Genomic DNA, 17,340 nt, shown 5'->3' with positions numbered 1-17,340 from the left:
TTATTTATTGTAAGTTAGTAACCTAAATCTATTAAAACCTAATTATGAATAAAAATCTACTAGTATTACTTTTTACACTTTGTTTCACTTTTTATTGTCATGGGCAGATTGGGTTTGAAGAAAATGTTGTTATTGACTCTTCTTACAATCCGGATGGAATAGAATCGACTATTTTTGAAGATTTAGATAATGATGGAGATGTAGATCTTATTATAGGTTCATCTCACAATGGTGAAAAAGTTGTTTGGTATGAAAATACAGACGGTCAAGGAAATTTTAGTAATCAAAGAATCATAACAACAGATATTTCTGGTTTAACTCAAGTTTATGTAAGTGATATTAATGGAGATGGATATTTAGATATTATGTCTGCTTCTTCAGTAGATGGTAAGATTTCTTGGTACGAAAACTTAAATGGTACCGGAACCTTTAGTGTACAACAAGTTATTGCGTTAGGTGGTTTGGTAGAATCTATTTCTAGTAGTGATATAGATGGTGATGGTGATCTAGATGTACTTGCAATGCAATCCTCTGGAGCAGTATGGTATGAAAACTTAGATGGTTTAGCAAATTTTGGAGAAGAACAGCTAATTACTACTACGATTTTTCCTAATTATTCTTATGGAAACATAAGCTCTAGTGATTTAGATGGGGATGGAGACATGGATATTTTTATTCCGGAGACCTTTAATAATTCGGAGTTTAACTGGTACCAAAATACAGATGGTCAAGGAAGCTTTATTCCTGTTTTAACTAACATGGCAACATCAACTCCTGATAATAATATAGACGTAACTGTAAATACTTTTATTATTGATTTTGACCAGGATGGAGATATTGATATTGTTACTCCTGAAACAAAATATTGGTTTGAGAACGATGGATCTGGAGTTTTTGGAGATAGACAAGCTATGCTTCAAGAAGCAAGTGGAACTAACAACGGTTATATAATATTAACATTAGGTGATATAGATGGTGATGGTGATTTAGATGCGGTAACAAGAAGAGAGACTCCGACTTGGCTTAGTTTTCATGAAAACCCTGGTGACGGTCAACCACTTGTTTATAACAGTGTAATAGATGATTATTTTTATACTCCTGATGCAGTTTTAGCAGATATTAATACAGATGGAGGTATGGATGTCGTTACAATTGCTGCTGATAGGGATATAGTTGCTTGGCATGAAAATTTAGATGGCTTGGGAAATTATGGACAGGATCAAATTATAGCACCACATGTAGATGTTCCTAAGTCTGTTTTTAGTGCAGATTTTGATGGTGATGGAGATATGGATTTTGTATCTATATTTTATGGGGATAATGAAATAGCATGGTTTCAAAACACTAATGGTCAAGGCGATTTTAGCGAACCAATTAGCGTAACAAAAAATATTTCTGCTGGAACTTCTGTGTCTGCCGCCGATTTAGATGGAGATGGTGATTTTGATATCATAGCATCTGGAGGAGAACTCTTCAGTAGTATAACTAGAAAACTAGTTTGGTATGAAAATTTAGATGGTTTAGGTAATTTTGGAACAGAGCAAATAATTCTTGCAGATGGTACTTATACAGAAGCAATTCATGTTGCTGATTTAGATAACGACAATGATATTGATATACTAGTTGTTTCAGCCGTATCTGATAAGGTAATATGGTTTGAAAATATAAATGGTAATGGTATTTTTAGTACAGAGCAAATTATTACAACTGAAACAGATAGCCCACAATCTGTTTCTACAGCTGATTTAGATAGTGATGGTGATTTAGATGTATTAACTACCTCATTAATTGATGATAAATTAGCATGGTATGAAAATACAAATGGTACAGGTGATTTTGGAGTACAGCAAGTAATTTCTATATCCGGTAATGGAGCAATTGATGCTAAAGCGGCAGATTTTGATAATGATGGGGATTTAGATATCGTACTTGCATCTAGACTAGATGATACAGTTGCTTGGTATGAAAACCTTGATGGTAATGGTGTATTCGGTGCCGAAAATATTATTTATACTGATGATAATCCAGGTCAGGCTATTAAAGTTATAGCGGTAGATGTTGATAATGATGGTGATTTGGATGTTTTATCTGCTTCCGTAGAATATGCAGGTGTAGTCGTTTGGTTTGAAAATGTGGATGGCTATGGAGCCTTTGGTGAACCACAACCTATTATCACAGGAGATGCAGATTTAGCTACTGGAATATATATGGACATTGATGTTGCTGATGTTAATCAAGATGGAATGATAGATATATTATCCGCTTTTGAAGAGAGTAATACTTTGGTATGGTCCATAAACCAAGGGGTAGTTTTGAATGAAATATATGGAATCATATCTACAGATTTAAATAATGATGGCTGTTCTTCAGGAAATGTTCCAACGAATGGAATCATGGTTTTAACAGATAACACTTCAGGAAATTTGGCAACGTTTTCTACTAATAGTGGTGTTTATCAGTTTTTTGTTGGAGAAGGAAGTTATACAACGAATGCTACTTCTAATCTTCCAGCATATTTTGAAGTGTCTCCAAGTTCGTTCGATTCTGATTTTGTAGGTATTGGTAATACCGAAATGCAAGATTTTTGTATAATACCTACAGCAAGTATTAACGATTTAAATATTAGTATTTACCCATCCATAAACGACCCAAGACCAGGTTTTAACACAACCTATCAAATTGTTTATAAAAATGTAGGTACCACACAATTAGGTGGAGATGTAACTTTTGAATTTGATGATGCAAAACTTGATTTTTTAAATGCAAATGAAACAGTTGCTTCACAAACAGCAAATACACTAACGTTTAATTTTACAGATTTAAACCCATTTGAAACCAGAACAATAGATGTAGTTTTTAATCTATTTGCACCACCAACAACTAATATTGGAGAGGTTTTAATTACAACAGCTACAATTAATCCTGTAACAGGAGACAACACACCAGAAGATAATGTATTTACGCTTAATCAAACCGTAATTGGCTCTTACGATCCAAATGATATTCGCGTTTTAGAAGGCGAACAGATTTTATTAGAAGATGCCGACAAGTACTTACATTATATCATTCGTTTTCAAAACACAGGAACGGCAAGTGCTATTAATGTACATGTAGAAAATGTTTTAGATCATAAATTAGATTGGACAACCATGCAGCTAGAAAGTTTAAGTCATACCGGAAGCGTAGAGATTAAAGATGGCGTAAATGTTTCCTTTATTTTTGATGACATAAATTTAGCAGATAGTACAAGCGATGAACCAAATTCTCATGGTTTTATAGCCTATAAAATCAAACCTAAAAGTGATGTTGTAGTTGGAAATGTAATTCATAATACAGCAGATATCTTTTTCGATTTTAATCCAGCAATTGTAACCAATACCGTTAGTACAGAAATAGTGGATGCTTTATCTATTGCAGAATTTCAAGCAGCATCCTTTATAATGTATCCAAATCCTGCAAATAACCATTTAACCATCTCTGGTAATTCTGTTATTGACACCATTACTATTTATGATGTAAATGGTAGAGCATTAAAGGCAATTAACTATGATGCTAATGTTGTTGAAATGAATATTACGGATTTATCTTCGGGAATTTATTTTATACAAATTCAGGCAGGAGAAGAAAAAGAAGTTAAAAAATTCATTAAAAAATAAACTTCTATTTTAAATAATTACATGAAATTGCATCTTTAAACGGATGCAATTTTTTTTTGAATATATATATTATGCCCATACTTAACACCACATACAAACCATCCATATTTTTTAGAAACGGAAATATAGCAACCATATATTCTGGTATTTTACGTAAAGTGAAACTCACTCAAGAGCGAGAACGCTTAACGCTTAGTGATGGCGATTTTTTAGATTTAGATTGGAGTTATGCCAAAGAGAAATCAGAAAAGCTAATTATTGTTTTGCATGGTTTAGAAGGAAATGCGCAACGCCCTTATGTTACTGGTCCTGCAAAACTATTTAATGAAAATGGCGTAGATGCTGTTTGTGTTAATTTTAGAGGTTGTAGTGGTGAACCGAACTTAAAATATAGAAGTTACCATTCTGGCGCAACGGAAGATTTACATGAGGTAATTCTTCATATTTTGAAAAGTAAAAGTTATTCTGAAATCTATATCAATGGCTTCAGTCTTGGAGGCAATATTACCTTAAAATATTTAGGAGAAGCACGCAGTATTCCTAAGGAAATAAAAGGAGCTATTGCTATTTCTGTTCCTTGTTATTTAGAAGGTTCGGCTAACGAATTACACAAACTAAAAAATAAACCCTATGCTAACCGATTTAAAAAACATTTGGTAGACAAATTAAAACCGAAGGTGCTACAGTTTCCTGAAAATATTTCTGAAGAAGAAATTGATTCTATTAAATTATTAAGAGATGTAGACGCGGTTTACACTTCTAAAGCACATGGTTTTAAAGACGCAATAGACTACTATACTAAGTCTAGCTGTTTGCAATTTCTTTCAAATATAAAAGTACCAACCTTGCTAATTAATGCCAAAAATGATTCGTTTTTATCTCCAGAATGCTATCCTGTAAAAGAAGCAAAAAAAAACGAAAATCTACATTTAGAAATGCCGAATTATGGCGGGCATGTTGGTTTTATTCTAAAAGGCGAATACTACTATAATGAGCTTCGTGCTTTAGCATTTGTGGAGCAATTATAGGCTCGTTGGTTTAGTATTCTTTTTATAAAACGTACAAGTAGATTTACCATTCCCTTTTTATTACAAACTATTTTCTCTACATTTATAGAAAATAGTCTATAATGTTGAAAAAAGTCTATGCAAGTTCTGTATTTGGTGTGGAAGCTTCTACAGTGACCGTCGAAGTAAATGTCGATTCCGGAATTGGTTATCATTTAGTTGGTTTGCCAGACAATGCTATAAAAGAAAGTAATTTTAGAATTGCTGCGGCATTGCAAAATAATGGGTATAAGATTCCGGGGAAAAAGATAATTATTAATATGTCTCCTGCAGATTTACGCAAGGAGGGAAGTGCTTACGATTTAACACTAGCCATAGGAATTCTTGTTGCTACTAAACAAATTCAAGCTGAAAATTTAGATGACTTCCTCATCATGGGAGAATTATCTTTAGACGGAAACTTGCAACCCATACGCGGTGCTTTACCCATTGCTATTAAAGCCAAAGAGGAAGGTTTTAAAGGTTTTATACTCCCTGTTCAAAATGCAAAAGAAGCTGCCATAGTCGATGACTTGGAAGTTTTTGGAGTAGAGAATATTAAACAAGTCATTGACTATTTTGATACAGGCGAAGCACTAGAGCAAACCATCATAGATACTAAAAAAGAATTTGAGAAAAATTTAGATTTCCCAGAGTTTGATTTTAGTGATGTAAAAGGACAAGAATCTATAAAACGCTGTATGGAAATTGCAGCTGCAGGAGGACACAATATTATTTTAATTGGTCCGCCAGGAGCAGGAAAAACTATGTTAGCCAAGCGATTGCCTAGTATTTTGCCTCCAATGACTATTCATGAAGCATTAGAAACCACCAAAATACACAGTGTGGTTGGAAGAGTAAAAGCGAATGCAGGTATTATGGCGCAAAGGCCTTTTCGTAGCCCACATCACACCATATCGAACGTCGCTTTAGTCGGCGGCGGAAGTTATCCACAACCAGGTGAAATTTCATTATCCCATAATGGTGTTTTGTTTTTAGACGAATTACCAGAATTTAAACGGGAAGTTTTAGAAGTAATGCGACAACCATTGGAAGACAGAGAAGTTACTATCTCTAGAGCAAAGTTTACTGTGACCTATCCATCTTCTTTTATGTTGGTTGCGAGTATGAATCCTAGTCCGAGTGGTTATTTTAACGACCCAGGAGCTCCAGTAACTTCTAGTCCGGCAGAAATGCAACGCTATTTAAGTAAAGTTTCTGGTCCGTTATTGGATAGAATAGATATACATATTGAAGTAACACCTGTTCCTTTCGAAAAACTTTCCGAAGAACGAAAAGGAGAAAGTTCTGTAGAAATAAGAAAACGGGTTACTAAAGCTAGAGACCTTCAAACCAAACGATTTGAAGATTCGGAGGTGGTACATTATAATGCACAAATGAACACGAAACAAATACGTAAACATTGTGTTTTAGACGAAGCTTCCAAAGGATTACTAAAAACAGCGATGGAACGTTTAAATCTTTCCGCAAGAGCGTATGACAGAATTTTAAAAGTGTCAAGAACCATCGCAGACCTTGAAAATCATGAAGAAATTAGTGGTTCGCATATTAGTGAAGCCATTCAGTATAGAAGTTTAGATAGAGAAGGTTGGCTAGGATAATATTTTTCTTACCTTTATAGAGCTATAAATTAATATATAACTTATGAAAAAACTACTATTACTATTATTAGGCTTTGCTATTGGCTTTTTGATTTGTTATTTTTATTTGAATAAACCACAAAACGAAATAAATATGACAACACCAAAGGGAATTATTACACCAAAAGAAGCAATGGCTTTAGACGAAGCTTTTAACTCGAGACATGAATTAATTAGTGACTCTATTGTTAAACGACCAGACAATCGCTCTTCTTGGTGGTCTATAGAAGATATAGAAGCTTTTATTAGCCTAGCTAAAGAACAAAGTAAAGAATTAGGGTACGACATGAATGGTATTCGTGTGTATTTAGGAGCATATCCAAGTGATGAAAAAGAAGTAGGTTACACCACCATGTTTATGGTACCAACGGGTAATCCATCGCTATCTGAAGGTAAAGTGATTTCTGTACCTTCTGGTAATGGAGATATTCCTGGTGGAGACGGGTTGAATGAAGGTACTATTGGTGATCCTCCTGCAGCTACTTATCCACAATAATATGATTGATTTATTAATAAATAACAGAGGTAATATCATGTTGTTTGTTGAGATTTTAGCAGCTGTAACTGGTTTACTACTTTATAACAAGTATAAACATACAGCTGCTAAATATTTTATTTACTTTTTAGTTTACACCGTAATTATTGTGGTTCTAGGGAGATATACATTTTACATTAAAAATGATGGAATTCTTAGTTTTTTGGACGGAACAGTATTGGAACGTAATTATTGGTGGTATACACTTTTTTGGAAAATAGCTGCATCTACATTTTTTGGGTTTTATTATTCTAAAATTTTAGTAAATAAAGTACTTAAGAAAATATTAAAGTTTTCTGTTTTCTTTTTTTTATTCATTTCCATAGTTATCATCTTATTCAATTTACCATTATATTTTACTAATATCATTCCTTCAGTTTCTATTTTAAGTGCATTAATTATTTTTCAATGTGTATTTTTTTACTTTCTAGAAATTTTACAAAGTGATAAAATTTTGAGCTTCTATACTTCTTTAAATTTTTATATAAGTGTTGCTATTCTTCTGTTTTGGTTGATTAAAACACCTCTCTCTTTTTTTGAACCTTATTATACTAAAATAGATGAAGATTATGTTCATTTAAGAAGTTGTATTAATTTGGTAATAATTTCATTTATGTATATTACATACATTATTGGATTAATAGTGTCTAAACCCGAATATGATTAATAGCGTATTAGTATTATTACAAGAGGAAAGTCCTGTGTCTACTGCAGCAGAAAGATATTTATTGATCTATATGATTGGTGTACTTCTTGTTGTTTGTACTTTAATTATTCTGTTTTTTATTGTTTTTCAGAAAAGGAAAAATAAATTATTGCTAGATAAGATTAAACTACAAAAAGCATTTGATGAAGAAATCTCTAGAACACAAACCGAAATACAAGAGCAGACTTTAAAAAGTATTGGTTGGGAATTACACGATAATGTTGGGCAGCTTTTATCGGTTGCTAGTATGCAATTAAGTATTTTGGGTACACAGGTTTCTCCAGAAATTAAGGATAGTGTAAGAGAGACTACAAATATTGTGAGAGATAGTCTAAAGGAAGTACGCTCCTTATCAAAATCATTAAACAATGAAGTGGTTTTAAATATTGGTTTTGAGAAATCTATTTCCAACGAGTTAGATAGATTAAAACGAATGAAATTTACAAGTGCAGAACTTATAATAAAAGGGAATACAGCACCTATTGCAAATAAGAAGCACGAAATAATTATGTTTCGAATTCTTCAGGAGTTTTTATCCAATGCTGTTAAATACTCTGAAGCAAAAAACTTAAAGGTTATTTTAGATTACCAAAAAACAAACTTATTAATTCAGGCTAGTGATGATGGTAAAGGTTTTGATGTAGAGACTGTTGCAAAAGGGGCTGGGCTATTAAATATGAAAAGTAGAGCAGCGTTGATTAACGCACAGTTCAACCTAACTTCAAAAATTGGTGAAGGCGTTACTTTAACAATAGATTATCCATTAAACGCATAACTTTTATAAGCAAGCATCCCAAATAGCGTCTTTTGGTAAAGGAGCGATTATATCTATGTCTTCGTTAGAAACAGGATGTGTAAACTGTATTTGTCTTGCATGTAAACTAATACTAGCATCTTTATTACTTCTGTCGAAACCGTATTTTAAATCGCCTTTTATAGAACAACCAATACTCGATAATTGCGATCGTATTTGATGGTGTCTACCAGTTTCCAAATTTACTTCTAATAAGAAATAGTTATCTAAAGCCTTCTTTATTTTATAATGAAGTATCGCCTTTTTACTTTCAGGAATTTCTTTAATATATGCAGTCGATTTATTGTTTTTCGGATTCTTTTTTAACCAATGAACAAGTGTGTCTTCGATTTTTGGAGGTTCGTTTTTAACAATTGCCCAATACGTTTTACTAATATCTTTAGAAACAAAAAGTTTATTTAGTCTCGGTAATGCTTTACTGGTCTTAGCAAAAATCACTAATCCAGTGGTTGGTCTGTCTAATCGATGTACGGTTCCTAAATATACATTACCAGGTTTGTTGTATTTATCTTTAATGTATTCTTTAACAACATCGCTTAATGGTTTGTCCCCAGTTTTATCGCCTTGTACAATATCTCCAGCACGTTTGTTTACTATGAGGATATGATTGTCTTCGAAAAGTACTTGAAGGTTGTTTTTGTTGGATACTATTTTTTCTGAAAGTCTTGCCACGAATAATTAATTATTATTTACTGAACACGGTACACTAGTACTGTTCATTATCATTAGGAAAATCACCACGCTTTACATCTGCACCATATTGTGTAAACGCATTAGTCATTTCTTCGTATAAATTCATATATCGTCTTAAAAAACGCGGATTAAATTCATGGGTCATACCAATCATATCATGTGTAACCAAAACTTGACCATCCACACCATTTCCTGCTCCAATACCAATTACAGGAATAGAAACACTCGCTGCAACTTCTTGTGCTAATTTAGCGGGTATTTTTTCTAATACAATAGCAAAACACCCTGCTTTTTCAAGCATTAAAGCATCATCTTTAAGTTGTTGTGCTTCTTGCTCTTCTTTAGCACGTACGGTATACGTACCAAATTTATATATAGATTGTGGTGTTAATCCTAAATGTCCCATAACAGGAATTCCTGCGTGTAAAATACGTTTTATAGAATCTTTTACTTCTTTACCACCTTCCATTTTTACAGCATGTCCTCCAGATTCTTTCATGATTCTAATGGCAGAACGTAAAGCTTCTTTTGGATCACTTTGGTAACTACCAAAAGGTAAATCTACAACTACTAAAGCTCTATGTATTGCTCTAACTACAGAAGACGCATGATAAATCATTTGATCTAAAGTGATAGGTAATGTGGTTTCGTGACCAGCCATTACGTTACTGGCAGAATCACCAACTAAAATAACATCTATTCCTGCGCCATCCACAATTTTAGCCATGGTATAATCGTATGCAGTTAACATAGAGATTTTCTCTCCATGTTTCTTCATGTCAACTAATGATTTTACAGTTACTCTTTTATATTCCTTTTTTGCTACAGACATCTGTTTATGTATAATTTGATAGAATGTAAAAGTACTAAATTAAGTGTATAATGTTAAACTTTTCTTTATAGAGCTCTTAAAATATTAATCTTCAATTATTTTAGACTAAAATTTAAGAATATGGCAAGAGTGATACTCTTTTTAGTAATGATAATTTCAGGAAGTATTGTAGCGCAACAAAACAATGCGCAAGAGGAAGTAAAGACTACCATTGAAACTTTTTTTGAAGGCTTCCATAAAGGAGATACTACTTTAATGAAATCTGTAATGACCGATAAACTCATCACGCAAACAGCATTTAAAAATAAGGAAGGAAAAGATATTTTAGTAACCGAAGAGGCTTCCAAACTAATTAAAGCAGTTGCAACAAGACTAGCAGACCAGAAATGGGAGGAACGTTTATTAGATTTTAAAATTCAAGTAGATGGTAATATGGCTAATGCTTGGGTGCCTTATGCGTTTTGGTTTAATGATGCTTTTAGCCATTGTGGTGTTAATTCTTTTCAGTTGTTTCATGATAACGGACAATGGAAAATCACCTATTTAATAGACACAAGAAGAAAAGAAGACTGTCAGGATTAGTTTAACAATCTGACATATTTACGCTAACCGCTAAGCCACCTTCGCTAGTTTCTTTATACTTTGTATTCATATCTTTGGCAGTTTCCCACATGGTAGCTACTACTTTGTCAAAAGGAACTTTTACATTGTTAGGATCGGTATCTAAGGCTAATTCTGCTGCATTAATAGCTTTAATTGCTCCCATTGCATTACGTTCTATACAAGGTATTTGTACTAATCCACCAATAGGATCACAAGTAAGACCTAAATGATGCTCCATAGCAATTTCTGAAGCTACTAAAACCTGTTCTGGTGTTCCGCCAAGTAATTCGGTTAAAGCGCCAGCTGCCATTGCAGAACTCACTCCAATTTCTGCTTGACATCCTCCCATTGCTGCACTAATAGTCGCTCCTTTTTTAAAGATGCTTCCTATTTCTCCAGCAACTAATAGAAAACGTTTTATGTCTTCAAAATTACCATCGTGGTTTTCAATAACTAGATAGTACATTAATACGGCAGGAATTACACCAGCACTTCCGTTGGTAGGTGCAGTAACTACACGACCTAAAGACGCATTTACTTCGTTTACAGCTAGTGCAAAACAGCTTACCCATTTTAATATTTGTCGGAACTTAACTTCCGTATTTCTTATAGAATAAAGCCACTCTACATGTGTGGTATATGGTTTTTCGCCTTTTAACTTTTGATGCATGTCATACGCACGACGTCTTACATTTAAACCACCAGGAAGATTCCCTTCGGTATGACAACCAAGATACATACATTCTAACATGGTGTCCCAAATACGTTGTAGTTCTTTGTCAATATCTTCCGTAGAACGAATAGATTTTTCGTTTTCTAAAACGACTTGCGAGATGGGTAAATTTAAATCTTTACAAAACTGTAAAAGTTCTGTTCCTTTATCTATAGGATAGGGAAACGAGCATTTTATTTCAAAATTCTTTTTAGCATTTTTACGTTCTTCTTTAACTACAAAACCGCCACCAATAGAGTAGAAGGTAGACTTCTTTTTCTTGCCATCTATACTTGCAGTAAATGTCATTCCGTTAGAATGAAAGGGTAAAAACTTTCTGTTAAAAGTGATGTCTTCCGAAGGATTAAAAGAAACGGTTTTTTCGGCATTAAAAGATAAGGTGTTCGTTTCTTTAATAGCAGAAATTATTTCTGGAATGTTTTCCGTTGGAATCGTTTCTGGATCCAATCCACATAAACCTAACATTACAGCATAATCTGTAGCATGTCCTTTTCCGGTTAAAGACAAAGAACCATAGAGATCTACTTGTATGTCTGCTATTTTGTCAAAAGTATTATTTGCTTTTAATTCAAGAATCCAACGTTCTGCTGCTCGCCAAGGACCCAAAGTGTGGGAACTAGAAGGACCAACACCTATTTTTAACATATCAAAAACCGAAATACATTCCATTTACTATAACCTTTTAAAGTTGGGGTAAATATACATTTTGTTATAGAAGTTACTTATAGAATATGGCTTATATTTATTAAAAGAAAGGTATAAATATAGTTTTAGAGCAATATCAAATTATCTATTATGGCAGATTTTATTTTGTATATTTTATAACGTCATAATAATTAGTAACATCGATGTTTTTACTGTTTACAAAATCGACAGGCAATACAACTATTCTAAAAGTTTGGTCTAAAGTGTCACCAGAAAGTAAATTGTTATAATTAAATGTGGAAGGTGCATCTATAAAAATGGTTACAAAATCAAAATTGTGTTCAAAGTTATATTGAAATTCGTCACCAAAATTAGTATAAACAGTTTCAGGAAGGGGTTTCCAGATATCATATCCACCAGATTGCCCTAAAAGACGATAAACTAAAACCATATCTGTATCATACAAGTCAATATTCAAAGGGATTTCTACGGTTTGTTGATAATTGTTTGTAGCGACTAAGTCTATCTCTCTTTCAAAAGATTGGCCTAGAAAAATACCACCATCTTCTCCATCTTCTCCTTGACAAGAAGTTAATAATAATGCAAACACAAATAATACCGATACAATTTTTTTCATAATTTAATTTTTGCTTAAAGTTACAAATAGCTTTTAATATTACTTGTTAAAAAATTATAAATAATAGGATTTAATAATTTTATGACATCGTGTCAGTCATATTGTATTGGCATAATCATTGACTATTACATTATGATTTAAAAAATAAATTTCAACACACAAAAAATATAATTATGAGTAAGATTATTGGAATCGATTTAGGAACAACAAATTCCTGCGTTTCTGTAATGGAAGGTAACGAACCAGTTGTAATTCCAAATGCAGAAGGTAAAAGAACAACACCATCCGTTATCGCTTTTGTAGAAGGCGGTGAAATTAAAGTTGGTGATCCAGCAAAACGTCAAGCAGTTACAAACCCAACTAAAACGGTTTATTCTATTAAACGTTTTATGGGGAACAAATATTCTGAATCTAAAAAAGAAGCAGAACGTGTACCATATAAAGTGGTAAAAGGAGACAATGACACACCACGTGTAGATATTGATGGTCGTTTATATACACCTCAAGAATTATCTGCAATGGTTCTTCAAAAAATGAAGAAAACAGCTGAAGATTACTTAGGTACTACAGTAACAGAAGCAGTAATTACTGTTCCTGCTTATTTTAACGATGCACAACGTCAAGCAACTAAAGAAGCTGGTGAGATTGCAGGTTTAAAAGTACGTCGTATTATCAACGAGCCAACAGCAGCAGCTTTAGCTTATGGTATGGACAAAAAAGGAACAGACCAAAAAATAGTAGTATTTGATTTTGGTGGAGGAACACATGATGTATCTATCCTTGAATTAGGAGATGGTGTATTTGAAGTACTTTCTACAGATGGAGATACGCATTTAGGAGGAGATGATGTAGATCAAAAAATTATCGACTGGTTAGCAGATGAGTTTAATGCTGAAGAAGGTATCGATTTACGTAAAGACCCAATGGCTTTACAACGTATTAAAGAGGCTTCAGAAAAAGCGAAGATTGAATTATCATCTTCTGCACAAACGGAGATTAACTTACCTTACGTTACTGCAACTGCAAGTGGACCAAAACACTTAGTACGTACTTTAACAAGAGCTAAATTTGAGCAATTAATTGACGATTTAGTAAAACGTACTATCGAGCCTTGTCAAACAGCATTAAAAGCAGCAGGTTTATCTAAATCTGATATTGATGAAGTTATTCTTGTTGGTGGATCAACACGTATTCCAGCAGTAGTAGAAGCAGTAGAGAAATTCTTCGGAAAAGCACCAAGTAAAGGTGTAAATCCAGATGAGGTTGTTTCTTTAGGAGCAGGTATTCAAGGTGGAGTTTTATCTGGAGATGTTAAAGATGTATTACTTTTAGATGTAACACCTTTATCTCTTGGTATTGAAACAATGGGTAATGTAATGACAAAACTTATTGAAGCTAATACAACGATTCCAACAAAAAAGAGTCAAGTATTCTCTACAGCAGCAGACAACCAACCATCAGTAGAAATTCATGTTCTACAAGGGGAACGTTCTATGGCAGCAGATAATAAAACAATTGGACGTTTTCATTTAGATGGAATTCCACCAGCACAACGTGGTACTCCTCAAATTGAAGTAACTTTCGATATTGATGCAAACGGAATTATCAAAGTTTCTGCAGGAGATAAAGCTACTGGTAAGACACAAGATATTCGTATTGAAGCATCTTCAGGATTAACAGAAGAAGAAATCAAAAAAATGAAAGCGGATGCAGAAGAAAATGCAGAAGCGGATGCTAAAGCAGCAGAAAACGCTCAAAAATTAAATGAAGCGGATTCAATGATTTTCCAAACGGAAAAGCAATTAGCTGAATTTGGTGATAAAATATCAGATGATAAAAAAGCACCAGTGGAAGCAGCTTTAGAAGAGCTTAAAAAAGCATACGAAACTAAAGATGTAGCGGTAATTTCTCCAGCTTTAGATACTTTAAACGAAGCTTGGAAAGTAGCTAGCGAAGAAATGTATAAAGCACAAGCAGATGCTCAAGGTGGAGCAGATGCTGGATCGGATGCAAACGCTGGAACAGATTCAAAAGAAGAAAGCGACGTTGAAGACGTAGATTTCGAAGAAGTTAAGTAAGCAGAGAGCCAATTTTTATAAATAAAAATTGTGCGAATCGCTTATGCTCACGAAGGTGAGTATCTCAGAGAGTCGAGCTTCTTTTTCTAGAAACTCATGCGAATCGCTTATGCTCAGCTTGACTGAGTATCTTTTTAAAGCTTCTAAATTTGTTTAGGGTCTTTTTAAAACTTTTTAAATATATTAAAAACGCAACTATTCATTTGGTTGCGTTTTTTTTAATATATATATTTAATCGATTTTTTATTAACAATAAATGACTACAAAACAATTATATATGAAAAAACATTACATACTATTTTGCTTTCTTTTTATAACTGCAATTTCCTTTGCCCAAGAACCTTTTATTACAACTTGGGAAGTGACTAGCAATAATTCACAAATTAAAATTCCTACAAGGGGAAGTAATTATACTATAGATTTTGGAGATGGCACAGTAGAGACTTATCCAGTAGGTTATACTATAACACATGTATATGTAGTAGCAGGAACATATACTGTAACTATTTCTGGAGGTCTAACCAGTATGAATTTTCAAACTATTTCCTCTTATGACAGAAGTAGATTAAAGAGTATAGAACAATGGGGAGATATAGAATGGACTTCTATGCAAGCGGCATATTATGGATGTGAAAATCTTGTGGTAAATGCTATGGACATACCAGATTTAAGCCAAGTGACAAATATGAGTAAAATGTTTTATGAGTGTTCTAGTTTTAACCAATCTTTTGATAATTGGGATGTTTCTAATGTAACAAATATGAGTTATATGTTTCAAGATGCTAGTAGCTTTAATTTACCTATTAATAGTTGGAATGTTGTTAACGTGACAGATATGAGTTTTATGTTTCGTAATGCAACTAGTTTTAATCAACCACTTAATAGTTGGAATGTTTTTAATGTAACAGATATGGAGTCTATGTTTCAAGATGCTACTAGCTTTAACCAACCTATTAATAGTTGGGATGTTGGTAGCGTGACAAATATGCGTTTTATGTTTCGTGATGCAGAAAGTTTTAATCAAGAAATTGATAATTGGGATGTATCAAATGTAAGAGATATGAGAAATATGTTTTATAATGCTAACAGTTTTAATCAGTCTCTTTACTCTTGGAATTTTAATAGTATTACATTCTTCGATTATTTTGTAATGTATTCAGGGTTAGACGTTACCAATTATGATTTATTGTTATCTAATTTAGCAGGATTTACTCTTCAAAATGTAACTTTTATATCTGCAGGTCTTAGATACTGTAATGTGAGTGCTAGAGACTATTTAATTAATAATTTAGGATGGAGTATTACTGCCGATACTTTATCTAATGAATGTAAGTCTATTTTTGGAACAGTAGTTTATGATCAAGATAATAATGGTTGTTCAACGACAGATATACAAGTTGAAAGTTTATTTGTAGAGGTTAATAATGGAACATATATTTCTTCTGGATTAGTGAATAATGGCGAATATTCAACTTCTGTTATTGGCAGTACATTTACAGTATCTTTGTCAAACGTTCCAGATTATTTCACAGCCTCACCACAATCTGCAACAGTAGACTTTACAACTTCTTCAACAGAGCAAGTAGATTTCTGTCTCTCAGCAAACCAAACAGTAAATGATTTAAACATTATACTTTTACCAATAAATGAAGCAAGACTAGGTTTTGAAGCAGCATATAAATTAGTGGTTGAAAATATTGGAACACAAACAATAAATAATATCACTGCTAGTTTAGTTTTTGATGATATAAAACAATCATTTGTTTCTGCAACACCAATAGAAACAAGTAGTACAGCAAATAGTTTAGATTTTGCAATAGCAAGTTTAAATCCATTTCAAAAACAAGAAATAGATATTATAATGCAAACCTTTGCTCCACCTACCTTAAATGGAGATGATATTTTAAATTTTACAGCTTCCGTTTTACCAAACACCAATGATTATACTCCAAATGATAATACTTTCAATTTAGAACAAATTGTAGTGAATGCTTACGATCCTAATGACAAACATGTACTTCAAGGAGATTATATTACTATAGATGAAACAGATAATTATTTAGATTATATTATTAGATTCCAAAATACAGGGACTGCAAATGCAACTTTTGTTAGAATTGAAGATGATTTGGATGCGGATTTAGATTGGAGTACATTAAAAATGGTTAGTGCTAGCCATGATTATGATGTAAAAATCACAAATGGTAATGAAGTTGAATTTTTATTTGATAATATTAATTTACCATACGAAGTAGCAGACGAGCTTAATAGTCATGGATATATTGCTTATAAAATTAAACCAAAAAACACATTAGAACTAGGAGGTATAATGAGCGGAAATGCAAGTATATATTTCGATTATAATCTACCAATTGTTACAAATACAGTGTCCACAGAAGTAGTCAATAATTTAAGCGTTGATGATTTTGGCATAAAGAACCTAATCTCAATTTATCCAAATCCAACGAGTTTAGGTGTTTTTATTAAGACTAAAGATGGAATTACGGTAAGTTCTGTTACACTTTATAACATACAAGGCACTCAATTGTTTAATGTTGATAGAAACCTTGAATTTATTAACACTAAAGAGATAGCTTCAGGAATTTATATTTTATCTATAGATACAAATAAAGGCAAAGTAATTAAAAAACTAATTATTGAGTAAAAATGATACAGAGTTTTAAACGCAACCATTCATTTG

General features: G+C 32.7%; 13 protein-coding genes. 9 read left to right on the top strand and 4 right to left on the bottom strand.

All coding sequences use genetic code 11. The features are described 5' to 3' along the window. Window positions 1-44 precede the first annotated feature (44 nt). The 6 genes from AMD28_RS06625 (at window position 45) to AMD28_RS06600 (ending at window position 8,379) form a co-directional block, all read left to right on the top strand. The gene (locus tag AMD28_RS06625) at window positions 45-3,656 is read left to right on the top strand and encodes a T9SS type A sorting domain-containing protein (protein WP_055443371.1); all 3,612 of its coding nucleotides are present in this window, start codon (window positions 45-47) and stop codon (window positions 3,654-3,656) included. A 71-nt stretch (window positions 3,657-3,727) separates the two neighbouring features. Continuing rightward, a complete protein-coding gene (locus AMD28_RS06620) occupies window positions 3,728-4,684 on the top strand; it encodes a YheT family hydrolase (RefSeq protein WP_055443370.1) in 957 nt (318 codons plus the stop codon). A 101-nt stretch (window positions 4,685-4,785) separates the two neighbouring features. After that, a complete protein-coding gene (locus AMD28_RS06615) occupies window positions 4,786-6,324 on the top strand; it encodes a YifB family Mg chelatase-like AAA ATPase (RefSeq protein ID WP_055443369.1) in 1,539 nt (512 codons plus the stop codon). A 43-nt stretch (window positions 6,325-6,367) separates the two neighbouring features. Beyond that, window positions 6,368-6,859 carry a hypothetical protein gene (locus AMD28_RS06610; RefSeq protein WP_055443368.1) on the top strand — a complete coding sequence of 164 codons (492 nt, stop codon included), beginning with the start codon at window positions 6,368-6,370 and terminating at the stop codon, window positions 6,857-6,859. A gap of 1 nt (window position 6,860) precedes the next feature. After that, entirely contained in the window at window positions 6,861-7,565 is a 705-nt protein-coding gene (locus tag AMD28_RS06605; RefSeq protein WP_055443367.1) for a hypothetical protein, read from the top strand. Further along, entirely contained in the window at window positions 7,558-8,379 is an 822-nt protein-coding gene (locus tag AMD28_RS06600) for a sensor histidine kinase (protein WP_083478253.1), read from the top strand. The genes AMD28_RS06605 and AMD28_RS06600 overlap by 8 nt, the downstream gene beginning before the upstream one ends. 3 nt (window positions 8,380-8,382) lie before the next feature. Here the strand turns inward: AMD28_RS06600 and AMD28_RS06595 are convergent, their stop codons facing one another. Both AMD28_RS06595 and panB read right to left on the bottom strand, forming a co-directional pair. After that, entirely contained in the window at window positions 8,383-9,090 is a 708-nt protein-coding gene (locus AMD28_RS06595) for an RluA family pseudouridine synthase (protein ID WP_055443366.1), read from the bottom strand. Between the two features lie 34 nt (window positions 9,091-9,124). Continuing rightward, on the bottom strand, window positions 9,125-9,943 hold the full coding sequence (gene panB, locus AMD28_RS06590) for a 3-methyl-2-oxobutanoate hydroxymethyltransferase (RefSeq protein ID WP_055443365.1): 819 nt from the start codon (window positions 9,941-9,943) through the stop codon (window positions 9,125-9,127). 120 nt (window positions 9,944-10,063) lie between these two features. On the opposite strand from panB, the gene AMD28_RS06585 reads away from it, so the two are divergent. Then, window positions 10,064-10,525, top strand: a complete 462-nt coding sequence (locus AMD28_RS06585) for a nuclear transport factor 2 family protein (RefSeq protein ID WP_055443364.1) — start codon at window positions 10,064-10,066, stop codon at window positions 10,523-10,525. A 1-nt stretch (window position 10,526) separates the two neighbouring features. Here AMD28_RS06585 and AMD28_RS06580 read toward each other — a convergent pair whose 3' ends face one another. Both AMD28_RS06580 and AMD28_RS06575 read right to left on the bottom strand, forming a co-directional pair. Continuing rightward, a complete protein-coding gene (locus tag AMD28_RS06580) occupies window positions 10,527-11,948 on the bottom strand; it encodes an L-serine ammonia-lyase (protein ID WP_055443363.1) in 1,422 nt (473 codons plus the stop codon). Between the two features lie 136 nt (window positions 11,949-12,084). Next, entirely contained in the window at window positions 12,085-12,561 is a 477-nt protein-coding gene (locus AMD28_RS06575) for a hypothetical protein (RefSeq protein WP_055443362.1), read from the bottom strand. 173 nt (window positions 12,562-12,734) lie between these two features. On the opposite strand from AMD28_RS06575, the gene dnaK reads away from it, so the two are divergent. Together dnaK and AMD28_RS06565 are read left to right on the top strand one after the other, a co-directional pair. After that, window positions 12,735-14,639 carry a molecular chaperone DnaK gene (gene dnaK / locus AMD28_RS06570; protein WP_055443361.1) on the top strand — a complete coding sequence of 635 codons (1,905 nt, stop codon included), beginning with the start codon at window positions 12,735-12,737 and terminating at the stop codon, window positions 14,637-14,639. Between the two features lie 277 nt (window positions 14,640-14,916). Continuing rightward, window positions 14,917-17,304, top strand: a complete 2,388-nt coding sequence (locus AMD28_RS06565) for a BspA family leucine-rich repeat surface protein (protein WP_161804624.1) — start codon at window positions 14,917-14,919, stop codon at window positions 17,302-17,304. Window positions 17,305-17,340 lie beyond the last annotated feature (36 nt).

The sequence above is a fragment of the Lacinutrix himadriensis genome (genome assembly GCF_001418105.1).
Classification (GTDB): domain Bacteria; phylum Bacteroidota; class Bacteroidia; order Flavobacteriales; family Flavobacteriaceae; genus Oceanihabitans; species Oceanihabitans himadriense.
This window is presented reverse-complemented; position numbering and strand designations above follow the sequence as displayed.

Bases quoted from the DNA above. Each gene is read 5' to 3' on its own strand.
- AMD28_RS06575 (WP_055443362.1), bottom strand. From the start codon at position 12,561: ATGAAAAAAATTGTATCGGTATTATTTGTGTTTGCATTATTATTAACT.
- AMD28_RS06615 (WP_055443369.1), top strand. From the start codon at position 4,786: ATGTTGAAAAAAGTCTATGCAAGTTCTGTATTTGGTGTGGAAGCTTCT.
- dnaK (WP_055443361.1), top strand. From the start codon at position 12,735: ATGAGTAAGATTATTGGAATCGATTTAGGAACAACAAATTCCTGCGTT.
- AMD28_RS06625 (WP_055443371.1), top strand. From the start codon at position 45: ATGAATAAAAATCTACTAGTATTACTTTTTACACTTTGTTTCACTTTT.
- AMD28_RS06605 (WP_055443367.1), top strand. From the start codon at position 6,861: ATGATTGATTTATTAATAAATAACAGAGGTAATATCATGTTGTTTGTT.
- panB (WP_055443365.1), bottom strand. From the start codon at position 9,943: ATGTCTGTAGCAAAAAAGGAATATAAAAGAGTAACTGTAAAATCATTA.
- AMD28_RS06580 (WP_055443363.1), bottom strand. From the start codon at position 11,948: ATGGAATGTATTTCGGTTTTTGATATGTTAAAAATAGGTGTTGGTCCT.
- AMD28_RS06585 (WP_055443364.1), top strand. From the start codon at position 10,064: ATGGCAAGAGTGATACTCTTTTTAGTAATGATAATTTCAGGAAGTATT.
- AMD28_RS06620 (WP_055443370.1), top strand. From the start codon at position 3,728: ATGCCCATACTTAACACCACATACAAACCATCCATATTTTTTAGAAAC.
- AMD28_RS06600 (WP_083478253.1), top strand. From the start codon at position 7,558: ATGATTAATAGCGTATTAGTATTATTACAAGAGGAAAGTCCTGTGTCT.
- AMD28_RS06610 (WP_055443368.1), top strand. From the start codon at position 6,368: ATGAAAAAACTACTATTACTATTATTAGGCTTTGCTATTGGCTTTTTG.
- AMD28_RS06565 (WP_161804624.1), top strand. From the start codon at position 14,917: ATGAAAAAACATTACATACTATTTTGCTTTCTTTTTATAACTGCAATT.